Origin of the sequence: Intestinibacillus sp. NTUH-41-i26 (assembly GCF_032769475.1) — a bacterium.
Classification (GTDB): Bacteria; Bacillota; Clostridia; order Oscillospirales; family Butyricicoccaceae; genus Agathobaculum; species Agathobaculum ammoniilyticum.
In genome coordinates, this window is sequence record NZ_CP136477.1 from 1,783,846 (window position 1) to 1,801,963 (window position 18,118).

The 18,118-nt window shown below is 57.8% G+C and carries 19 protein-coding genes, 1 tRNA gene and 1 pseudogene; 5 read left to right on the forward strand and 16 right to left on the reverse strand.

The annotated features are described in order from the left end of the window. Nucleotides 1-7: 7 nt before the first annotated feature. The 4 genes from scpB to RX717_RS09145 all read right to left on the reverse strand — a co-directional run bounded on the left by scpB (nucleotide 8) and on the right by RX717_RS09145 (nucleotide 2,937). Nucleotides 8-628 carry an SMC-Scp complex subunit ScpB gene (gene scpB / locus RX717_RS09130; protein ID WP_054327659.1) on the reverse strand — a complete coding sequence of 207 codons (621 nt, stop codon included), beginning with the start codon at nucleotides 626-628 and terminating at the stop codon, nucleotides 8-10. Next, entirely contained in the window at nucleotides 628-1,347 is a 720-nt protein-coding gene (locus tag RX717_RS09135; RefSeq protein WP_054327660.1) for a segregation and condensation protein A, read from the reverse strand. Before RX717_RS09135 ends, scpB begins: the two co-directional genes overlap by 1 nt. Nucleotides 1,348-1,359: 12 nt before the next feature. Then, a complete protein-coding gene (locus RX717_RS09140; protein ID WP_054327661.1) occupies nucleotides 1,360-2,103 on the reverse strand; it encodes a site-2 protease family protein in 744 nt (247 codons plus the stop codon). Nucleotides 2,104-2,373: 270 nt separating this feature from the next. Then, on the reverse strand, nucleotides 2,374-2,937 hold the full coding sequence (locus RX717_RS09145) for a hypothetical protein (RefSeq protein ID WP_316960256.1): 564 nt from the start codon (nucleotides 2,935-2,937) through the stop codon (nucleotides 2,374-2,376). Between the two features lie 236 nt (nucleotides 2,938-3,173). On the opposite strand from RX717_RS09145, the gene RX717_RS09150 reads away from it, so the two are divergent. Both RX717_RS09150 and RX717_RS09155 read left to right on the forward strand, forming a co-directional pair. Beyond that, nucleotides 3,174-4,250, forward strand: coding sequence for a sensor histidine kinase (locus RX717_RS09150; RefSeq protein ID WP_242977957.1), 1,077 nt, complete (start codon nucleotides 3,174-3,176; stop codon nucleotides 4,248-4,250). Further along, nucleotides 4,247-4,954, forward strand: a complete 708-nt coding sequence (locus tag RX717_RS09155) for a response regulator (protein ID WP_054327664.1) — start codon at nucleotides 4,247-4,249, stop codon at nucleotides 4,952-4,954. The genes RX717_RS09150 and RX717_RS09155 overlap by 4 nt, the downstream gene beginning before the upstream one ends. A gap of 46 nt (nucleotides 4,955-5,000) precedes the next feature. Here the strand turns inward: RX717_RS09155 and RX717_RS09160 are convergent, their stop codons facing one another. Further along, a complete protein-coding gene (locus tag RX717_RS09160) occupies nucleotides 5,001-6,071 on the reverse strand; it encodes an FkbM family methyltransferase (RefSeq protein WP_107632066.1) in 1,071 nt (356 codons plus the stop codon). A gap of 173 nt (nucleotides 6,072-6,244) precedes the next feature. Here RX717_RS09160 and RX717_RS09165 point away from each other — a divergent pair, with 173 nt between their 5' ends. Genes RX717_RS09165 through RX717_RS09175 form a run of 3 tightly spaced genes read left to right on the forward strand, consistent with a single transcriptional unit; the run spans nucleotide 6,245 to nucleotide 7,461 of the window. Beyond that, complete coding sequence (locus tag RX717_RS09165; RefSeq protein ID WP_316960257.1) at nucleotides 6,245-6,472, forward strand: hypothetical protein; 228 nt, start codon at nucleotides 6,245-6,247, stop codon at nucleotides 6,470-6,472. Further along, nucleotides 6,469-6,651, forward strand: a complete 183-nt coding sequence (locus RX717_RS09170) for a hypothetical protein (protein WP_316960258.1) — start codon at nucleotides 6,469-6,471, stop codon at nucleotides 6,649-6,651. The genes RX717_RS09165 and RX717_RS09170 overlap by 4 nt, the downstream gene beginning before the upstream one ends. After that, the gene (locus RX717_RS09175; protein ID WP_316960259.1) at nucleotides 6,652-7,461 is read left to right on the forward strand and encodes a hypothetical protein; all 810 of its coding nucleotides are present in this window, start codon (nucleotides 6,652-6,654) and stop codon (nucleotides 7,459-7,461) included. Between the two features lie 83 nt (nucleotides 7,462-7,544). On the opposite strand, the gene RX717_RS09180 is transcribed toward RX717_RS09175, so the two are convergent. From RX717_RS09180 to tadA, 11 genes and pseudogenes are all read right to left on the reverse strand, one after another. Next, nucleotides 7,545-8,513 carry a carbohydrate kinase family protein gene (locus tag RX717_RS09180; protein WP_107632065.1) on the reverse strand — a complete coding sequence of 323 codons (969 nt, stop codon included), beginning with the start codon at nucleotides 8,511-8,513 and terminating at the stop codon, nucleotides 7,545-7,547. Beyond that, nucleotides 8,510-9,370 (reverse strand): Cof-type HAD-IIB family hydrolase, encoded by an 861-nt coding sequence (locus RX717_RS09185; RefSeq protein ID WP_159068215.1) that lies wholly within the window; start codon nucleotides 9,368-9,370, stop codon nucleotides 8,510-8,512. The genes RX717_RS09180 and RX717_RS09185 overlap by 4 nt, the downstream gene beginning before the upstream one ends. A gap of 17 nt (nucleotides 9,371-9,387) precedes the next feature. After that, nucleotides 9,388-10,782 (reverse strand): glycoside hydrolase family 32 protein, encoded by a 1,395-nt coding sequence (locus RX717_RS09190; RefSeq protein WP_107632063.1) that lies wholly within the window; start codon nucleotides 10,780-10,782, stop codon nucleotides 9,388-9,390. Beyond that, a complete protein-coding gene (locus RX717_RS09195) occupies nucleotides 10,779-12,689 on the reverse strand; it encodes a PTS beta-glucoside transporter subunit IIBCA (RefSeq protein WP_107632062.1) in 1,911 nt (636 codons plus the stop codon). Before RX717_RS09195 ends, RX717_RS09190 begins: the two co-directional genes overlap by 4 nt. Nucleotides 12,690-12,903: 214 nt before the next feature. Continuing rightward, nucleotides 12,904-13,884, reverse strand: a complete 981-nt coding sequence (locus tag RX717_RS09200; RefSeq protein WP_107632061.1) for a LacI family DNA-binding transcriptional regulator — start codon at nucleotides 13,882-13,884, stop codon at nucleotides 12,904-12,906. 24 nt (nucleotides 13,885-13,908) lie between these two features. Next, nucleotides 13,909-14,424: a M48 family metallopeptidase gene (locus tag RX717_RS09205; protein ID WP_107632060.1), complete on the reverse strand. Its 516-nt coding sequence runs from the start codon at nucleotides 14,422-14,424 to the stop codon at nucleotides 13,909-13,911. Further along, the gene (locus RX717_RS09210; protein ID WP_107632059.1) at nucleotides 14,411-15,313 is read right to left on the reverse strand and encodes a DMT family transporter; all 903 of its coding nucleotides are present in this window, start codon (nucleotides 15,311-15,313) and stop codon (nucleotides 14,411-14,413) included. Before RX717_RS09210 ends, RX717_RS09205 begins: the two co-directional genes overlap by 14 nt. A gap of 94 nt (nucleotides 15,314-15,407) precedes the next feature. Next, nucleotides 15,408-15,905 carry a GreA/GreB family elongation factor gene (locus RX717_RS09215; protein WP_054327673.1) on the reverse strand — a complete coding sequence of 166 codons (498 nt, stop codon included), beginning with the start codon at nucleotides 15,903-15,905 and terminating at the stop codon, nucleotides 15,408-15,410. Nucleotides 15,906-16,045: 140 nt separating this feature from the next. Further along, a tRNA-Leu gene (locus RX717_RS09220) sits at nucleotides 16,046-16,132 on the reverse strand. A 45-nt stretch (nucleotides 16,133-16,177) separates the two neighbouring features. Next, a pseudogene (locus tag RX717_RS09225) lies at nucleotides 16,178-17,558 on the reverse strand (sodium-dependent transporter). A gap of 38 nt (nucleotides 17,559-17,596) precedes the next feature. Then, complete coding sequence (tadA, locus tag RX717_RS09230; RefSeq protein ID WP_107632058.1) at nucleotides 17,597-18,094, reverse strand: tRNA adenosine(34) deaminase TadA; 498 nt, start codon at nucleotides 18,092-18,094, stop codon at nucleotides 17,597-17,599. Between the last annotated feature and the right edge of the window lie 24 nt (nucleotides 18,095-18,118).

The window sequence follows — 18,118 nt, forward strand, 5'->3', positions numbered from 1 at the left end:
ATTCGCTTCACTCCGTTTCCTCCGGCCACGCCCGCGTGGGCGGGGACTCTATCTGCAGTTGTCCCTCCAACGCGGCCTCAGGCTGCCGCCCGTCCAAATCCAGCTCCATTTGTTCGTTTTCCTCAAGCGATGGCAGCGCGGGCAGCTCGCTCAGGCTACTGAGCGCGAACGTCCGCAGGAATATCTCGGTCGTGCGATAAAGGATCGGCCGGCCGGGTACATCCATGCGTCCGGCTTCTTCGATCAGGCCCTTTTCTGCCAGCCCTGCAACGGTGCCGCCCGAATCCACGCCGCGCAGCTGGTCGATGAACGCCCTTGTCACCGGCTGGCGGTACGCGACGATCGTCAGCACCTCCAGCGCGGCCGGAGACAGGGACGGCGGCTTGCGCGATTCGGTCACCCGACGGGCCGCGTCCGCATACAGCGGACGCGAACAGAGCTGTAGCTTGTCCTCCAGCCGCAGCAGCATCAGACCCCTGTTTTCAAAATCATATAGGTTTTCCAGCGCTGCGGCGGCCTCAAGCACCGCGCCTCGCGGCGCTTCCAGCGCTGCGGCCAGCCGGTCGACCGGTACAGCGTCCCCTGCGGCGAACAGCACAGCCTCCAGGCCGGCTTCGAGTTCGGTCATCAGACGTTACTCTCTCCTTTATCGTTTGTAAGCGTCAACTCCATATCCTCTCCGTCGCCTTCCAGCAGGATACGGCGGGTCTTGGACAGCTCAAGCACCGCCAGAAAGGTCGCGACGATCTCTGAACGGTTTTTCGCGTCGTCAAACAGCCTTCGAAACGGCACGCGGACCGACCGGATAAACCGCCGGAGGATCGCGGTAATCCGCGTTTCGACCGGCACAGGCTCCCGCCCGACAATGCCGGAGAATGCGCTCGCCGGCGGCGGTATCCGCCGCTGGGCCTTGCGCAGCATATTGTTAGCCGCCCGAACCAGATCGTTGACCGACTGGCGGTATTCTTTCGGCGCTTCCCCCAGGTTTTCCGGCGGTTTGACGAAGATATCCCGCCCGAGCTCCCCTTTTTCGCGGAAATACGGCGTGATTTCTTTTAGGCGCTGGTATTCCAGCAGCATCTCAACCAGTCCGGCACGGGGATCGTCCTCCTCGTCCTCCTCATGGCGCGGCAGCAGCATCTTCGACTTGATGTAAACAAGCTGCGCCGCCATCGCCACGAAATCCCCCGCGATGTCAAGGTCCATCGCCTCGGCCGCATGCAGGACTTCCATATACTGATCGAGTATCACCGCGATCGGGATGTCGTAAATGCTGACCTTGTTTTTGGCGATCAGATGCAGCAATAAATCGAGCGGGCCATCAAAATTCTCCAAATGAAAATCCATGACAGCATCCTGCTATAAAAACAGTCCGACAAACCGTGCCGCCAGGTTGATGGCCGCACTGTCCGCCATCAGCATCAGCCCGTCCAGCCAGCCGAACCAGATTGCCGCAACAAACAGGAGCAGGATCACACCCTGGTATTTTTGCAGCTTGAGCGACCAGGAGAACGGCAGGAACGCGTCAACCACGCGCGACCCGTCCAGCGGATGAACAGGGATAAGGTTGAATACCCCGAGACCCACGGACAAAACCGCCGTATAGCCCAAAAAGATCATCAGCACAAGCAGAAATACCGCGATGCCGTTCGCGGCGATCTGTCCAGATGTCAAAAGAGACATCAGGAGGTAAACACCGCCTACGCCAAACGAGAAAACCTGCGTTCCCAGCAGGTAAACCCCGATCGCCAGATAACCCGCAAACGCCAAAAACGCCGTGATGAAATTGGCTGCGGGACCTGCAGCGGCAGTCAGCGCCATACCCGCTTTTCTATTTTTGAAGTTCGATATATTGACCGGCACAGGCCGCGCCCAGCCAAATCCGAACACCAGCAGGCATAAAAAACCGACCGGATCAATATGCGCTAAAGGGGAAAGCGTGACGCGGCCGGAATCGCGCGCCGTGCGATCGCCCAGCAGATAGGCCATTCCTCCATGCGCGGCCTCATGCACGGTGAGGCATAAAACGACCGCAGGGAGCGACAACGCAAGCGTGATGATTGCGGTCTGCAGGTCCCCCCTGCGCAGAGCACTCCAAAGCAAGCAAACTCCTCCAAACTATCAGCCGCACCGCTATTCTTGCCACGAGCGCCTGATTTTATCATTTTAACCTATTTTTTGCTTCCTAACAGAGGCGTCAAAATAATTTTAACGCGGTTTTCCGGATAGCAAACCTGTGTATGTTTGGAATTATATCACAATACCAGCCAATTGTCATCCCTTTCTTGCTTTCCTGGTAAAAGGCAGTTCGCTTGATAAAAAGGGCTGCAGAATATTCTGCAGCCCTTTTCCCGTTCATATCAATTGAAAGTCTTATGCAGCGCGAGTGGCGTCACGGCCCTCCAAGAGCTCCACGGCAGCTTCCGCGTTCTTTACGCCATAGAAAACCAGTGCTTCCGCCCGGGTCCGATTCGTGGTGTTCTGACGGTCGATCATAGGATGGCACGCTCTCCAGCGGAGCTGCTTATTTACCTCTTCAAAAATCTTGCTGCCCAGAACGACGCTGTCTTCGTTCGCCACATCGCTGACAACCTTATAATCATCAATGTCGGACAGATCCATGGAGTAGAAAGTCTTGGCGTCGAATTCCAGAATAGCACGCTGGTTGGTGATGTAGTATTTCTGACGCTTCACGCTTGCACGCTCAAAGACTGGGGAAATCATAATCACAGCGCCGATGACTACCATACCGATTGCAACATTCATGCTCCACTGGCTGTTCTTCGTAACATAAGCTGCAAGCAGGCCGCCAATAATCACAACGGTCAGCAACCATGTACGCAGTACGCGGGTCTTATTGCCGTTTTCAATCAGCGGAAACGCCGCGGGCTCCCCCTGCCACAGCACAGTTTCGTTGTCCTGCAGATACTCTTGCAAATTTTTACTCATTAGAAACACTCCCTTTTTCATCTTGCACAGAATCCCTTTCTGTTGTCTCTATTATAGCGCATAATCCCGTTTAACCGCTGCTAAGGTCGCGTTTTGATTTGTTAATCTTCCGTCAAACGGCAACTTTTTTCCCGTTCAGATTTTGTAAAGGATATTAACAGATTTTTAACACCTTTTCTGCTATAATGTTTTTGTACCTAATTGATAATAGGGAGTGTCCCATTTTGCAAAGCTCAAAGCATCGGAGTCCGTTTTTTTCCTTTTCCGCACGCGATTTTGCGGTTACCGCGGGCATTTTGGCCTGCGCGATTGAATTGTGCGTTATTTTAAGCATTGCCGATAGCATCGACGGCTTTGCGTATCCGATTTTCGTACTGGCCGTCCTGCTGGTTTCACGTTTAACGACCGGCTATTTTTTCGGTATCCTGGCCGCTCTGTTCAGCGTCATTGGCATCAACTATATTTTTACTTATCCATACTGGGCGTTCAACTTTACGCTGTCCGGCTATCCGCTGACGTTCCTGACCATGCTGTGCGTCTCGCTCATCACCTGTACGATGACCACCAAGCTCAAGCAGCAGGAGCGGATTCGGGCGGAAAGCGAAAAAGAGAAAATGCGCGCCAATCTGCTGCGCTCGGTTTCTCACGATATCCGCACGCCGCTGACATCGATCGTCGGCGTCACCTCCACCCTTCTGGAAACGCCCAACCTGCCGATTGCCGAGCAGCGCCAGCTTCTGGAGGACGCCCGCGACGAGGCGCAGTGGCTGATCCGCGTGGTGGAAAACCTGCTCTCCATCACCCGCATCGGGGACGCGCGCGCCCAGATTACCAAACAGCCGGAGGTCGTGGAGGAAATCCTCGGCGAGGTCGTGCAGAAATTCCGCAAGCGGTTTCCCGATGTTTCCATCCGCGTTGCCGCGCCGAGCGATCTCCTGTTTGTCCCCATGGACGCTATCCTGATCGAACAGGTGCTGTCCAATCTTCTGGAAAACGCGGTGATCCATGGTGAGACAACGACAAACATTCTGCTTTCCGTGCATCAGGAGGGCAAATACGCCTGTTTTTCCGTGCAGGACAACGGCAAAGGCATTCCCCCCAAGGAGCTTCCGACGCTATTTGACGGCAGCATGAAACGCAACGAAACGCCCGCTGGGGATGGGAAACGCAATATGGGCCTAGGCCTGTCGGTCTGTATGGCGATCGTACGCGCGCACAGTGGTACTATGGAAGCAAAAAATATGGGAGCGGGCGCGGAATTTTCTTTCCTGCTGCCGCTTTCCGAGGAGGAACTTAAATGAATATCCGAGAAAAAATCCTGATTGTAGAAGATGAAAAAAGCATTTCGCATTTTATTTCCACTATCCTCAATTCCAACGGTTACGAAACGATACAAGCCCGCACCGGTGCGGAGGCAATGTCCATGCTGTCCTCCCATTGTCCCGATCTGGTCATTCTGGACCTCGGCCTGCCGGACATGGACGGGCTGGAGGTACTCAACAGCCTGCGTTCCTGGTCCAGCCTGCCGGTGGTGGTCGTTTCCGCCCGCTCGCATGAGCATGACAAGGTCGGCGCGCTCGACCTCGGCGCGGACGACTATCTGACCAAGCCGTTCGGCACGGCCGAGCTTCTGGCCCGTGTCCGCACGGCGATCCGCCACACCCGCACCACCTCGGACAACGACGAGATCGCCCAGCGCGGCACCTATACGGTCGGGGACCTGACCATCGACTACAACAAGCATCAGGTCCTGGTGCGGGGAGAAAACGTCCATTTGACGCTGAGCGAATTCCGCATCGTCGCCCTGCTTGGCAAGTACGCCGGCAAGGTACTGACCTACGACTACATTATTAAGGAGTTGTGGGGGCCCCGCGCGGGCGGTGATAATCAGATCCTGCGCGTCAACATGGCGAACATCCGCCGCAAAATCGAAAAGAACCCCGCCGAGCCGGAATATCTGTTCACCGAGGTAGGCGTCGGCTACCGCCTCGCAGAAGGCGAATAAACCATACATAAAGAGCGCTGCCCGCAGGCAGCGCTCTTTTCCTGTTTTATGGGCAGACCGCATACAGGTTGGTATCCCATGCCGGCACATACGGATGGTGGCGCAGGTAAAGCCGGTAATCCGGACAAAGCGCATGCACCTGCAGCGCAAGGGAAAAGAAATCTCCGCTCCTATGGTAGGCTGCAAGGTTGAGCTTGGGCCGCCAGCTTCGGATGGTCTGCGCCGCGCCGCGCAGCGCCTCCCGCTCCGCGCCCTCTACATCCATTTTCAAATAGGTGCATGGCCTGCCGCGCAGCACGCTGTCCAGCGCGCGCATCCTTGTTTCCCTGCCCACATGCGAGATGCGCGACTGCCGCCCCGCCTGGTCCGAAAAGCACAGGACCGTATCCTCCGACCATGCGCCCGCCTGTTCCAGCGTTATATCCCCCGTAAGCTGTTCTTCCGCGTAGGCGGACAGCTTGCGAAAGCTGCGCCGGTCAGGCTCGAGCGCTGTGACCGAAGTGAAGCGCCCGCCAGTATAGTGCAGCAGCTCGCGGATCGTGTCCCCGTTATAGGCGCCCAAGTCTGCGAAACGCTCCTCCGGCCCGAGGCGCAGCACGGTACGGAACACCTCATCCTTATCGGTTTCGCTCGCGCACAGATAACAAAGCCTGCCGGACAGCTTGAAACGGACGGTATCCAGAAACACGGTGCGCGATCGTTCATCCGCCAAAAGCGCATACGCCCGCTCCATCTCCCCGCTGTGCGCGCGCACGAACGCTTCGTCAAATACCGCGCCCTCCACGACCGGCACATCCGGCGCGACCACGTCGAAGCGCCGGTCGAGCGCATACATCTTGTCCAGCACCTCCGGACGCTGGCTGGCAAACGCAATCACAATCAGAATATCCTCCCCAAACGCATCGACCACCTCGTCCAGCCGATGCACCCGAAACCCGCGGAAGCTGTGTCCCCGCACAAATTCATCGCTTGCAAATACTGCGGCGGCCTGAATCCCCAGCCGCTCAAACTGCCGAAGTATCTTATCCGCGCCGTCTCCCATGCCGTATAAAACAATCGGCCGCTTTTCTTCCTGCAGGCGCGGCCAGACGGACTGCTCGAGTGTCAAAAAATCCATTTCCAAAACTCCCTTATCCGTATCCTGGTATATTATACGTTCCGCCAAGCGCCCTGTAAAGCCTGCAGTCCGCAAATTTTTCCTCGGGCGGCGATTTTCTCGTTGCGGTTTTCAGTCCATTACAGTATAATTTACTTATCAGTGCATCTACTTTAACGGGGAGGCGGTTCTGCATGGCAAAATCCAACGGCATTTTGGCGATGAATCCCGAGCAATACCGCGAGATCGACGGTGTTGTATTTGATTTGGACAGTTATGCGAAGCACTGCCGGCCGGTCGAGCAAACGCCCGAGCCGATATTCCCCGCCGCCCCTTATCCCGCCGGCTGGTACCCCGTTGAGGAGGGACAAGCCCCTGTTCCCGTCATGGGAGGCGCGTTGCCCCCCTCGAAACCGTCGTGACCGAAGACGGCATCACGATCCGGCGCACGGTTTGGGTGCAATGCGGTTCCGGCTCTGGTTCCTACCTGACCTCCTATACTACGTCCTACCGCACAAGTTATCGTTCGTCCGGTTCTGGTTCGCATTTTGGGGGTTCCTGCACTTACTTTGTCGGCGGCTATGGATTGGAGCTGATTTGAATGCTTTCCGCGTTTCATATCAACTGGACGTGTCCCTTTTTCGCGCGCACACCGGACCGGCCCTACGCGGTCGAACCGTTTGAACTGCTGACGACCGCGCTTTCCGCGCTCTCTTGGCAGAAAACCAACGGCTCCATCCGCATGATCTGCGACAGCACCGCCAAGCGATACTATGATGCGCTTGGCTTTTCCTTTCTCTGGGACGGCGGGGTGCATCCTCTGCTCGACGCCATGCCAGAGGATGTCAACCCCATCGCGTTTTGGGCGGCCGGCAAGCTGTATGCGCTTTCCGCCATGCCCGCGCCCTGTGTGATGATCGATACCGATTTTATTGTCTGGAAGCCGCTTGCGCCGCTGCTCCGCGGGCTGGATGCCGCCGCGGTCCACACAGAGGATATCATGCCCGATATCTACCCTGGGCCGGAGGCCTTCTCCCAGACGCGTGGCTTTGACTTTTCTGCTTTTGACTGGGCCGTGCGTCCCTATAACACCGCGCTTGCCTATTTTGGCAGCGATGCGTTCCGGCGGCATTATACGGATACCGCAATCCGCTTTATCCGCGCCTCCGCTACTGCGGACGACGTGCTGACCTACATGGTCTTTGCCGAACAGCGGCTCCTGGCAATGTGCGCGGCGCGGGAGCGCGTCCATGCCGCCGCGCTGTCCGACCTTGCCGCGTTGTTCAGCGGCAGGCAGCAGGGTTATTTCACCCATATCTGGGGCTTCAAACAGCAAATGCGGGACGAGCCCCTGCTTTACGAGGATTTCTGCCGCCGCTGCGCTGCGCGGCTGCGGCGCGACTTTTCCTGAAGCGGCAGGGCGGCTGGCCGCCGCACCGCCGCTCTCCCCATACTTTTGAAAAGCGGTCTGCGCCCGAAACGCAGACCGCTTTTTTATTCTTTATCCGGATAGGCCCGCCGAAGCTCCTCCAGCGTCGCCATCACCGCTCCCTTGCGCTGTACGGTGAGCGACGCATACCGCGCGGAAAACTGTAAGTAGGAGGCCAGCCGTTCCTCCGAAAGCCGATCGAGCTGCTCCGCCGTAACCCCGTCCCGTGTCAGCTGGTACAGAAACGAACCGATGAAAGAATCGCCCGCGCCCGTTGTATCCGTAACAGGAACCGGAATCGTTTCGGTTTCCGCGTGCGCGCCGCGTGTGTAGATCGCCGCCCCGTCCGCCCCGCGCGTAACGAGCAGCATGCGGCAGCCGCCCGCAAACAGCCTGCGCGCAGCCTCGCGCTCCTCTTTGCAGCCAGTCACGAACTCCACCTCATCATCCGACAGCTTGACTAGGTCGGCAAACGGCAGGAACGCCCGTATCGCGGCCTGGCAGTCCTCCGGACGCTCCCACAGCGGCAGACGCACATTGGGGTCAAAAGAAATCAGCGCGCCAGCTTCCTGCGCCAGGCCGATCGCCCGGCGATGCGCTGCCTTGACCGGCCAGTCCACCAGGTCCACCGAACAGAAATGCAGTGCCGCGCAGTCCGCAAACATGGCGGGCGTGATCTGTTCTTCACACAAAAACAGGTCGGCCGAGGGATTGCGGAAGAAGGAGAACTCACGGTTTCCGGAAGCGTCCAGGGATACAAAGGCCAGACCGGTGTTCGCCTTTCCGGTGCGAAACACGTTTCCGGTATCCACGCCGTTGGACTGCAGGACCTTGAGGATATGCGTACCGAACGCATCCTCGCCGACCTGGGATATCATGCCCGCCGTGCCGCCCAACCGCGCGACCGCGGCGGCGACATTCGCAGGCGCGCCGCCCGCCACGCGCTCAAAATGGGTGACCTCGTCCAGCGTGCAGCCTTTCTGCTGCGGCACAAAGTCAATGAGCAGCTCCCCGATCGCCATAACCTTTTTCATATCCGTTCCTCCAGCAAATACCGTTCTATCGCCCTCGCGACCCCATTTTCCGTATGATCCGCCGTGCAGGCATCCGCAGCGGCGCGGATGTGAGCGGGCGCGTTCCCCATCGCCACGCTCAGGCCTGCCTGCCGCAGCATGGTCAAGTCGTTATCGCTGTCTCCGACCGCCATCACCTGCTGCATGGAAAAACCGAGATGCGCGGCAAGCCGCTCCAGCCCTCTGCCCTTGTGTACGCCTTTCCGGTTGACCTCCACGTTTTTCAAAGCGCCCCCGTACATCACGGATGGCGCAAGCTCAAACCGTCCGGTCGCCTCCAGCGCGTGCATCATGCCGTCCACAACAGACGGGTCACGGTGGTACAAAATCGCCTTGGAAAAGGAAAGCTCCTTTTCCTCCAGCAGCGCCTCCCAATCCGCCATCTCTTTCACATAGACCGCGCCATCCCACTGGCGGCTGACCATATGATAACCGTGCCGCCTCAGCTCGTCAAAAAAGCGGTTGAACCCGTCGCCAAAATACAGCCGTTCCGCTGTATAAAAGCAAGGGTCGGAAGCATAGCGGCTGCACACCTCCAATATGGTTCGGCAATCCCGCTGGTCCAGCCCGGCGGACAGCACGATTTCCGACCCATCCAGCCGGCTGACCAACGCGCCGTTTACCGTGACCGCCCAGTCCGCAGGCGCGAAAAGCTGTTCGCCGAACAGCCGAGCATCCGCCAGATGACGTCCGGTGCAAAGCGCAATCTTCACGCCGGCCATCTGCGCGCGGCGCACGGCGCGGGCGTTTTGTTTGGTCACACGGCTCGACCGGTCCAGCAGCGTACCGTCCAGGTCGAGCGCAAGCAATTGATACATGGTTCCCATTCCACCTGCTATTGGATTTCCAGCGCGCCCATCGCCCACAGCGCAGCCTCCCCTGCTCCTGTAAACGCGATGCCGCGCGCCTCGGGCGCCGGATAATAGCGGGTGGAAAGCACCCGCTCGCCACGGTTTACGAACACCTCTGCCGAGGACGCATCCGCAAGGATGCGCAAATGCTCGACCTCCCGCTCCACGCAGGCGCGGCGCATGGTGCGCCCCGCATCTCCCGACTGGAAAGACAGGGTTATCCGGTTCCCCTCCCATTCTACCACAAGGCTCTCCCGAATGACAAGCTTTCCCGCGCCCTGCGGGCTGTATTCCAGATCGAACACCTTCGCGTTTTCCGGTGCAACGCGCTCCTGACGGAGCTTTTCCAGTTCTGGCACCGGATACCGCAGCAGCCGTGTGCCGTCACGGGAAATCTCACACGGCACGGTCAGACAGTGCTGCCAGCCGCTCTCCACGGTCGGGTTTTGATACTCCGCGTCCGGCATGCCCATCCATCCGATCATCAGGCGGCGGCCGCGGTCCTCGAACGACTGCGGCGCATAGAAATCAAAGCCGCAGTCCAGCTCGGTAAAGCCACCGAGCATGTACTCGCCCCGAAAATCCCCGTGCAGCGGAAAATAACCGCTGGAATAGATATTCTGGTATCGATCGCCCTGGCGGTCAACCCCCTGCGGCGAGCAGACCAGAAAGGACAGTCCCTCCAGCCCGAACAGGTCAGGACACTCCCACATATAGCCGAACTTTTCCGGTGTGGTGAGCGTATTGCGATGCCTCCACCGCCGTTTGTCCGCGGACTCGAATACCAATATCTCGCCCCGATCGTCCAGCGTGCGCGCACCCAGCACCATATAATACATCCCATCCTGCTGCCATACCTTGGGGTCGCGCACATGACAGGTCAGTCCGGCCGGATAATCGGCGTTGGTGAGCAGCAGCTCGTCGGACTGCACCGATACCCCGTCCCGCGAGACGGCAAGTGCGGTATTATGCCCGCGTCCCGCTGTGATATAGTCATAATCCCCCGCCTGCTTGACGTTGCCGGTGTAATACAGATACATGACTCCATCCTCGACCAGCGCGGAGCCGGAATATACGCCGTGGACGTCCCACGGCTCATCCGGATAGAGCATGACCGGCAGCTTTTCCCACTGCAGCAGATCGCGGCTCCGGTAATGCCCCCAGTGCTTGACACCGCCCGCCGCGTCAAACGGGCCGTACTGGTAAAATACATGATACCATTCCCCGCACCGGCACAGGCCGTTCGGGTCATTGAGCCAGCCCACCGGCGGCATCAGATGGAACCGCTGGCGGTAGGGGTCCGCCGCAGCGCGCGGTCCGTCTTCGCGTTCGACCCGCTCGACCAGACGCGCCAAGTCCCTGTGTAATGCGTTGCTCATGCATCCTCCTCCTGCGCGGCCAGCGTGAGCAGCGTATCCCGCTTTGCCGTTACCGAGCCCAGCGACAGTTCAACGGCCGCATACTGGTCCGAATTGGTCACAATCACCGGCGTGATAGTCTTATAGCCCTCTTTTTCGATCGCTTCCGCATCGAATTCGAGTAGCAGCTCGCCTGCCTGCACGCGCTGCCCCTCCACCACGTGGCCGGTATAATGCTTGCCGTTCAGGTTCACCGTATCAATACCCACATGGATCAGCAGCTCCACGCCGTTATCGCACTGCAGGCCGATCGCATGGCCCATGACTGCCGTGACCTCCGCCGCACAGGGCGCATATATCCTGTTTTCCGCAGGCTTTACCGCAACGCCTTTCCCCAAAACCTCAGCTGCAAACGCCGGATCTCCGGTTTTGGAAAGCGGGACCGCCTCGCCGGTCAGCGGCGCGGCCACCGTTACCATCCTGCCCTGCGGCACGGCCGCCGGCTGTGCCGCTTCCGGCGCCGCAGCCGGATACGGCTGCGGCTGACTCGCCTCCTCAGGGATTCCCATGATCCAGGAAAGCGCAAACGCAACGCCCGCCGCTATGCCGACGGTCAGGATATATTGGATCGGATGGTGCAGGTGCAGAAGGATGCCAAAGATGCCCGTTACGCCCGTACCCGTCGCACCCAGCCTGACAATCGAAGCGTAAAGCGCGCCGCACGCGCCGCCAACTGCACCGGCGATGAACGGACGGAAAAAGCGCAGGTTCACACCGAAGATCGCGGGTTCCGTAATGCCCATGAACGCCGACAGCGACGCGGGCAGGGCCATGGATTTGAGTTTTTTATTGCGGGTCTTGATCGCGACCGCCAGCGCCGCGCCGCCCTGCGCCACATTCGCCGCACTGGCCAGCGGCAGCCAGAACGTCAGGCCGTATGCGCTTAGCTGGCCGAGGTCGATGATGGTATACATATGATGGATACCGGAAACGACGGTCGTCGCATACAGCCCGCCCATGATAAACGAGCCGATGCCGAACGGAATCGCAATCAGCCACTGCACGCCGTCGATCACAAAGTTTTCCACCGTCGTGAACAGCGGCCCGATTGCGGCCAGCGTGAGATATCCGGTCACAAACACAGAAACCAGCGGGGTGACGAACAGGTCGAACATCGGCGGCACGATTTTATGCAGCCGCTTTTCCAGGAAGCACATCACCCACACCGCGATGATGACCGGAATGACATGCCCCTGATAACCGACCAGCGGCACCTCGTATAAGCCGAAAAACACCTCCTGATAGGTCTGCACACCGTCCGCTACCGTCCATGCGTTTTGCAGACTGGGGTGAATCATAATCATGCCGACGACCGCGCCGAGGAACGGGTTGCCGCCAAAAACCTTGGCCGCTGAAAATGCGATCAGAATAGGCAGGAACGTATACGCAACATTGGAAAACAGATCCGCGAACACAAACAGTGAGCTTGTGCTGTCCAGCTCGATGAAGCCGTTGTTCACCATGAACTTGAGCGACTCCATAATGCCCATCAGGAAGCCGGACGCCACGATCGCCGGAATGATCGGCACGAAAATATCGCCCAGCGTCTTGATCGCGCGCTGGAACCAGTTGCCTTTCCGCGCGCCCTGCGCCTTTGCCTCGTCCTTGCTGACCGCCGCCGCGCCGGACTGCGCGATGAATTCATCGTACACCTTGTTTACCGTGCCTGTGCCGAAAATGATCTGAAGCTGTCCCTGCGCCTCAAATACGCCCTGCACGCCTTCCGCGTTTTCCAGCGTTTTCTTGTCAACCTTGCCGTTGTCCGCGATCACAAGGCGCAAGCGCGTTGCACAATGCGCCGCCGAAATGATGTTTTCTTTCCCGCCGATGCTTTCCAGCACTCCGGCCGCCGCTTTTTTGTAATCCACCGCGATTCTCCCTTTCTTTTTGTGAAATCGATTTCATTTTATAGGTTAATTATACGCCTTATGCATGCCTTTGTAAATCCGCAATCCTGTCCAAATATCCCGCTCTCTTTTTGCGCATTTCATCCAACCCCCTTTCAGGATACCCCATTTTACACAAAAAAATCCGCTCCTGCCTTAGCGGGAACGGCTGCACCCTTTTCTATGGTTTTCCGCTTCAGGTCGTTTCTCCCAAACGGATTTCAAAGCCTAACTTGAGCTGTTTTTTGCGATCCATCCCCTGTTCAATCATTTCAATCAGATCTTTTGCTGCCTCTTCACCGCTGGTCTGGTAATAGTAATGCGCGGTCGTGAGCCGCGGACGGATCAATTCGCCTAGCCTCGAATGGCCAATGCCTGCCAGCGCAACATCCTCCGGCACACGCCGTCCATACTGCTCGAGCCGGTTCATTGCGCCAATCGCTATGGAATCGGTTGCACAAAAAATCCCGTCCACATCGTTTGCGCGCTGCAACATGCGCTCCGCTGCGGCGTAGCCTCCGTCAATAGAGAAATCGCTCTGTTCCATGCGGGACGCCGTTTCTTCCAGCCCTGCTTCATGGAGCGCATCCAAAAAACCCGCCCGTCGGGACTCACCCGCCGCCCTGTCCCGCTGGGTCACGCCAATATAGCCGAGCTTTTTCCTGCCGCCCTGTAGCATCAGCCGAGTGACCGCATAGGCCGCGCCACGGTCATCGTGGTAAACACAGGTCACCCCGTCCATCTGCTGCCCCAGCAGGACAACCGGCACGCTGCACGCCTGCACCGCCTTTCGATGCGCCGGCGACAGGATCGTTGCCACCAGAAGTACGCCGTCCACGTTTCCCGTTCGGAACACCTCCAGATATTCCAGTTCCTTGTCCATCCGGTTCTCGGTGTTGGCCAGCAGTAAGCGGTAACCCTGCTCCTCAAATATGCGTGAAATACCGGCCACCACACGGCTGACCGCCTCGGAATCGATGCGCGGTACGATCACGCCGATCATACGGCTTTTTCCCGTGCGCAAAGTCTGCGCCTGCTGGGATGGGATATATCCGGTCTCCTCAATGACACGGCGGATTGCCTCGCGTTTTTCCGAGCTAATATAGCCGTTATTTAGGTAGCGGGAAACCGCCGCCTTGGATACCCCTGCCCGCTGTGCAATCTCCGCAATCGTCATTTTTCGTTTTCCACTCCTTTGTTCCTATTCGCGCAGCATGGCGCGACGACGCTTGTAATCCGGCATATAGCGTTCCACCAGCTCCCAAAAACGGGGGCCGTGATTTTTATGGACAATGTGCGCAAGCTCATGCACGACCACATAATCAATCACGGCGTCCGGATAATCCATCAGACGCCAGGAAAAGCACAGCCTGTTTTTCGCACTGCAGGAGCCGAACCGCGTCCGCGCGGCGGTAATCCTTATCCCAGTCGGCCGCAACCCCATCCGTTCTGCATACCGCGCCACCCGACGCGGAATCTCGTCCCGAGCCTGCGCTTCCAGTTCTACACAGCGCGCGGCGTCCGGCTCCGGATGTGCCTCCCGACGCAACGCCTGCCTCGCGCGCGCACGGTCAATCCAAGCCGCCTGGTTGCTCACGAAGTGCGCGATCTCCCGCTCCGGAACGTGCAGCGGCGCACGCACCACCACCGCGCCATCCCGCCGCACCTCGACCGCCAGCGTCCGCCGGCGGGAGCGAACCACCTCATACCGGTCCACGCGCCTGCCCCCTGCTTTCCACGGTCCGGTTATATAAAAATGTGACGACTGAAACGCCGCAGATCACGGCATAGCCGACGACGCTCATCCAATCCGGAATCTGGCCGAACAGGAAGAAGCCGAATAACGCGGTAAACAAAACCTGGGAATAATCAAACACAGAAATCTCCTTTGCCGACGCATGCGCATAAGCCAGCGTCACGCCGAACTGCCCCAGCGTGGCCGCAAAGCCAGCGCCCAGCAGATACACAAACTGTAGCCCGGACATCGGATGGAAATCAAAAATCAGAAACGGCAGCGTGACCAGCGTCGAAAAAGTGGAGAAGAAAAAGACGATCCGCGCGCTTTTCTCCTGTTTTTGGGAAAGCGCGCGGACCGCGGTATAAGCCGCGCCCGCACCGATACCGCCCAGCAGGCCGATAAACGCCGGAAACGCCTCTGCCGAAAATCTGGGCTTGATGATCAGCATGCTCCCGCCAAACGCCACCAAGACCATCCCGTATTGAAACAGGTTAGCCCGCTCTTTCAACAGGAAAAGGGAAAATAAAATCGCAAAAAAGGGCGACATCTTATTCAAAATATTCGCGTCCGCCAAAACTAGGCGGTCGATCGCATAGTAGTTGCAGAAAATGCCGAGCGTGCCGCATGACGCGCGCAGGAGCAAAAGAGGCAGATTCCCTTTCTCCCACCGGAATCCGCTCCCATCGCGTTTGAGCAGCACCGCTGCCACGACCATCGCAACCGCGTTGCGGAAAAAGGATTTTTGTGTAAAAGGCAGATCGCCCGCCAAGCGGACGAAAACACTCATCATCGCAAACCCCAACGCGGAAAGCAGGATGAAGCCGATCGCCTTGCTTTTATTGGAAAGCACCAATGTTTCCCCTGTCATTCATTCTCTCCCTGTTATCATACCACAAATCCATGAAATATGCAAAACATCTGCGGATAACCGGATGCCCGATATTCCATGCCGCGCAGCACATTCAGAGGATCGTGCCGTTCCCATCGTCCATCTCTTTCGTGATGGACCGTATGACGACCGTATAGGCCGCCCCGTCATCGGTTTCCACTTTCACGCGGTCCCCCGCCTTTCTGCCGAGCACCGCTTTGCCCAAGGGTGCTTCCCGACTGACGCGCCCCTGCAGCGGGTCGCACCGAACCGTGGTCACGACCTGTATCGTTTCGATTTCATCGTCCTCCTCAAAGTACAGCTCCACCTTATCGAACAGCCCGATCTCATCCGCACCCGCGCGGTCTTCTATGATATGAGCGGATTTGATCATCCGCTCCAAATAGCGGATCCGGCTGCGGTTGCGGTTTTGCGCCTGCTTGGCCGCTTTATATTCAAAGTTTTCGCTCAGGTCCCCGAACGCCCTCGTCCTTTTGACCTCCTCAATCAGCTCCGGCATCAGTTCCAGCTTCCGGTGCTCCAGCTCCTTCTGCATCATTGCAATATCCTGCGCGGTCAGCTCATTGTGCATTGTCGTCGCCCGTCCTTTCCATCCCGCCGCACCGCTTCGTCCGAATTATTCCCGATGCCGCGGCGTTTTCCTGTATACTTAAAAAACACCGCACGTTTCGTGCAGTGTTTTTTTAATATGAACCTGTAAAAAATACAGTATGGTGCCGGTGACCGGACTCGAACCGGTACGCTGTCGCCAGCGGTGGATTTTGAGTCCACTACGTCTACCAATTCCATCACACCGGCATATTTGGTGCAGCAAAATTATTATATCATACTGCACCACCGTTTTCAAGAGAACAGGAGCAAAATCTTGTCCTTTATTCCCAGCACGAAAATCACCAGCACAATCAGCGGCAGGATATAGCTGACATAGACACGTATCCCATCGCGCACCTTAAAGCCGCCGCCCTCGTTGGCCTCCTCCTTAAAGTTTTTCCAGCCCCAGCCATAACGGCTGGTACAGAACAGCAGATATATGATCGACCCCAATGGCAGCCAAATGTTGGAAACCAGGAAATCCTCCAGATCCAGCACAGCGGTCCCCTCGCCAAACGGCTGGAAGCCCGACCAGATGTTATAGCCCAACACACAGGGAAGCGAGAGCAGGATTATCAGGATGATGTTCACCCCTGCAACCTTTTTCCGGCCAGCGCCGGTCAGGTCCATGCCGCAGGAGATGATGTTTTCAAAAACAGCCAAGACCGTGGAAAACGCCGCAAACGCCATGAACACAAAGAACAGACTGCCCCACAGCCGGCCCATCGCCATATGATTGAAAATATTCGGCAGGGTGACGAAAATCAGGTTCGGGCCGCTGTCCGGCGAAACGCCAAACGCAAAGCAGGCTGGGAAAATAATCAGACCCGCGGTGAACGCAACAAATGTATCCAGGATTGCCACATTGACCGCTTCACCCAGCAGGGCGCGGCTCTTACCAACGTAGCTTCCAAAAATCGCCATCGCGCCAATGCCCAGAGACAGCGTAAAGAACGACTGGTTCATCGCGCCGACAATGACATTGACAATGCCAGCTTCCTGCATCCGGTTCAGGTCCGGAATCAGGTAGAACTTCAGTCCCTCGCCTGCGCCTTCCGTCAGGATACTGTTCACCGCCAGAATCACCATGATCGCCAGCAGCGCGAGCATCATCACCTTGGTCACACGCTCCAAGCCGCTCTGCAGTCCAAACGAATTGATTGCGAAACCCACAACGACGACAACGACCATCCAGCCCCCCATCACAAGCGGCTGGCCAAGCATTTCGGGAAATACTGCCTGCACCTGTTCGGTCGTCGCCCCTTCAAACCGTCCGGAAGCGGTCAGATAGAAATAATGCAGCATCCATCCGCACACGGTCGTGTAAAACATCATCAGCAGGTAGTTGCCAATCATGGCCAGATAACCGTGGATATGCCATTTCTGCCCCGGCTTTTCCAGCGCCTGATAAGCGCGCACCGGACTTTTTCTGACTGGCGCGGCCCACCGCAAATTCCATCGTCATAATCGGCAGCCCCAGGATGATTAGGAAGAGTACATAAAACACGACAAACGCGCCGCCGCCGTACTGGCCTACCATCCATGGAAACTTCCATACATTTCCCACGCCGATGGCGCACCCTGCCGAGAGCAGGATGAAGCCCAAGCGTGAGCCCAATCTTTCTCTTTGCATTGCTACATACCCCTTATAAAACTTACATCTTTATATTTTCAAACGTCCGCGACGTCTGATTTCTCCTGAAATCGCAGCCGCCTGCGCTTTTCCCGCAGCGCGCGGAAAAAGTCTCTGAGGATCGCTGCGCACGCCTCCTCCATCACGCCGGAAACGACCGTCGGCCTGTGGTTATACGGCAGCGCGAACAGGTCGACCAGCGTGCCGCATGAGCCGGCTTTCGGATCGGGCGCCCCGTAATATACCGTTTTGATCCGCGCGTTGATGATAGCGCCCGCGCACATCGGACACGGCTCCAACGTAACATACAGGTCGCATTTATGCAGCCGCCAGCCGCCCAGCTTTCTGCACGCCTTTTCGATGGCCTCGATCTCCGCATGATGGAGCGCGTTTTTTTTGGTCTCCCTGCGGTTCCGGCCGCGGCCGACGATTTTCCCTTCGCAAACAACCACCGCGCCCACCGGCACCTCGCCCTCCTCCGCCGCCTTTTGGGCGAGACGGAGCGCTGCTTTCATATATTTTTGCTGTTCTGTCATCTACCTGCCTCCGCACCGCTCCAT

Excerpts from the sequence above, each read along its gene's own strand:
- scpB (WP_054327659.1), bottom strand. The coding sequence starts at position 628 with ATGACCGAACTCGAAGCCGGCCTGGAGGCTGTGCTGTTCGCCGCAGGG.
- RX717_RS09135 (WP_054327660.1), bottom strand. The coding sequence starts at position 1,347 with ATGGATTTTCATTTGGAGAATTTTGATGGCCCGCTCGATTTATTGCTG.
- RX717_RS09155 (WP_054327664.1), top strand. The coding sequence starts at position 4,247 with ATGAATATCCGAGAAAAAATCCTGATTGTAGAAGATGAAAAAAGCATT.
- RX717_RS09160 (WP_107632066.1), bottom strand. The coding sequence starts at position 6,071 with ATGGATTTTTTGACACTCGAGCAGTCCGTCTGGCCGCGCCTGCAGGAA.
- RX717_RS09165 (WP_316960257.1), top strand. The coding sequence starts at position 6,245 with ATGGCAAAATCCAACGGCATTTTGGCGATGAATCCCGAGCAATACCGC.
- RX717_RS09175 (WP_316960259.1), top strand. The coding sequence starts at position 6,652 with ATGCTTTCCGCGTTTCATATCAACTGGACGTGTCCCTTTTTCGCGCGC.
- RX717_RS09180 (WP_107632065.1), bottom strand. The coding sequence starts at position 8,513 with ATGAAAAAGGTTATGGCGATCGGGGAGCTGCTCATTGACTTTGTGCCG.
- RX717_RS09185 (WP_159068215.1), bottom strand. The coding sequence starts at position 9,370 with ATGTATCAATTGCTTGCGCTCGACCTGGACGGTACGCTGCTGGACCGG.
- RX717_RS09190 (WP_107632063.1), bottom strand. The coding sequence starts at position 10,782 with ATGAGCAACGCATTACACAGGGACTTGGCGCGTCTGGTCGAGCGGGTC.
- RX717_RS09200 (WP_107632061.1), bottom strand. The coding sequence starts at position 13,884 with ATGACGATTGCGGAGATTGCACAGCGGGCAGGGGTATCCAAGGCGGCG.
- RX717_RS09210 (WP_107632059.1), bottom strand. The coding sequence starts at position 15,313 with ATGACAGGGGAAACATTGGTGCTTTCCAATAAAAGCAAGGCGATCGGC.
- RX717_RS09215 (WP_054327673.1), bottom strand. The coding sequence starts at position 15,905 with ATGCACAATGAGCTGACCGCGCAGGATATTGCAATGATGCAGAAGGAG.
- tadA (WP_107632058.1), bottom strand. The coding sequence starts at position 18,094 with ATGACAGAACAGCAAAAATATATGAAAGCAGCGCTCCGTCTCGCCCAA.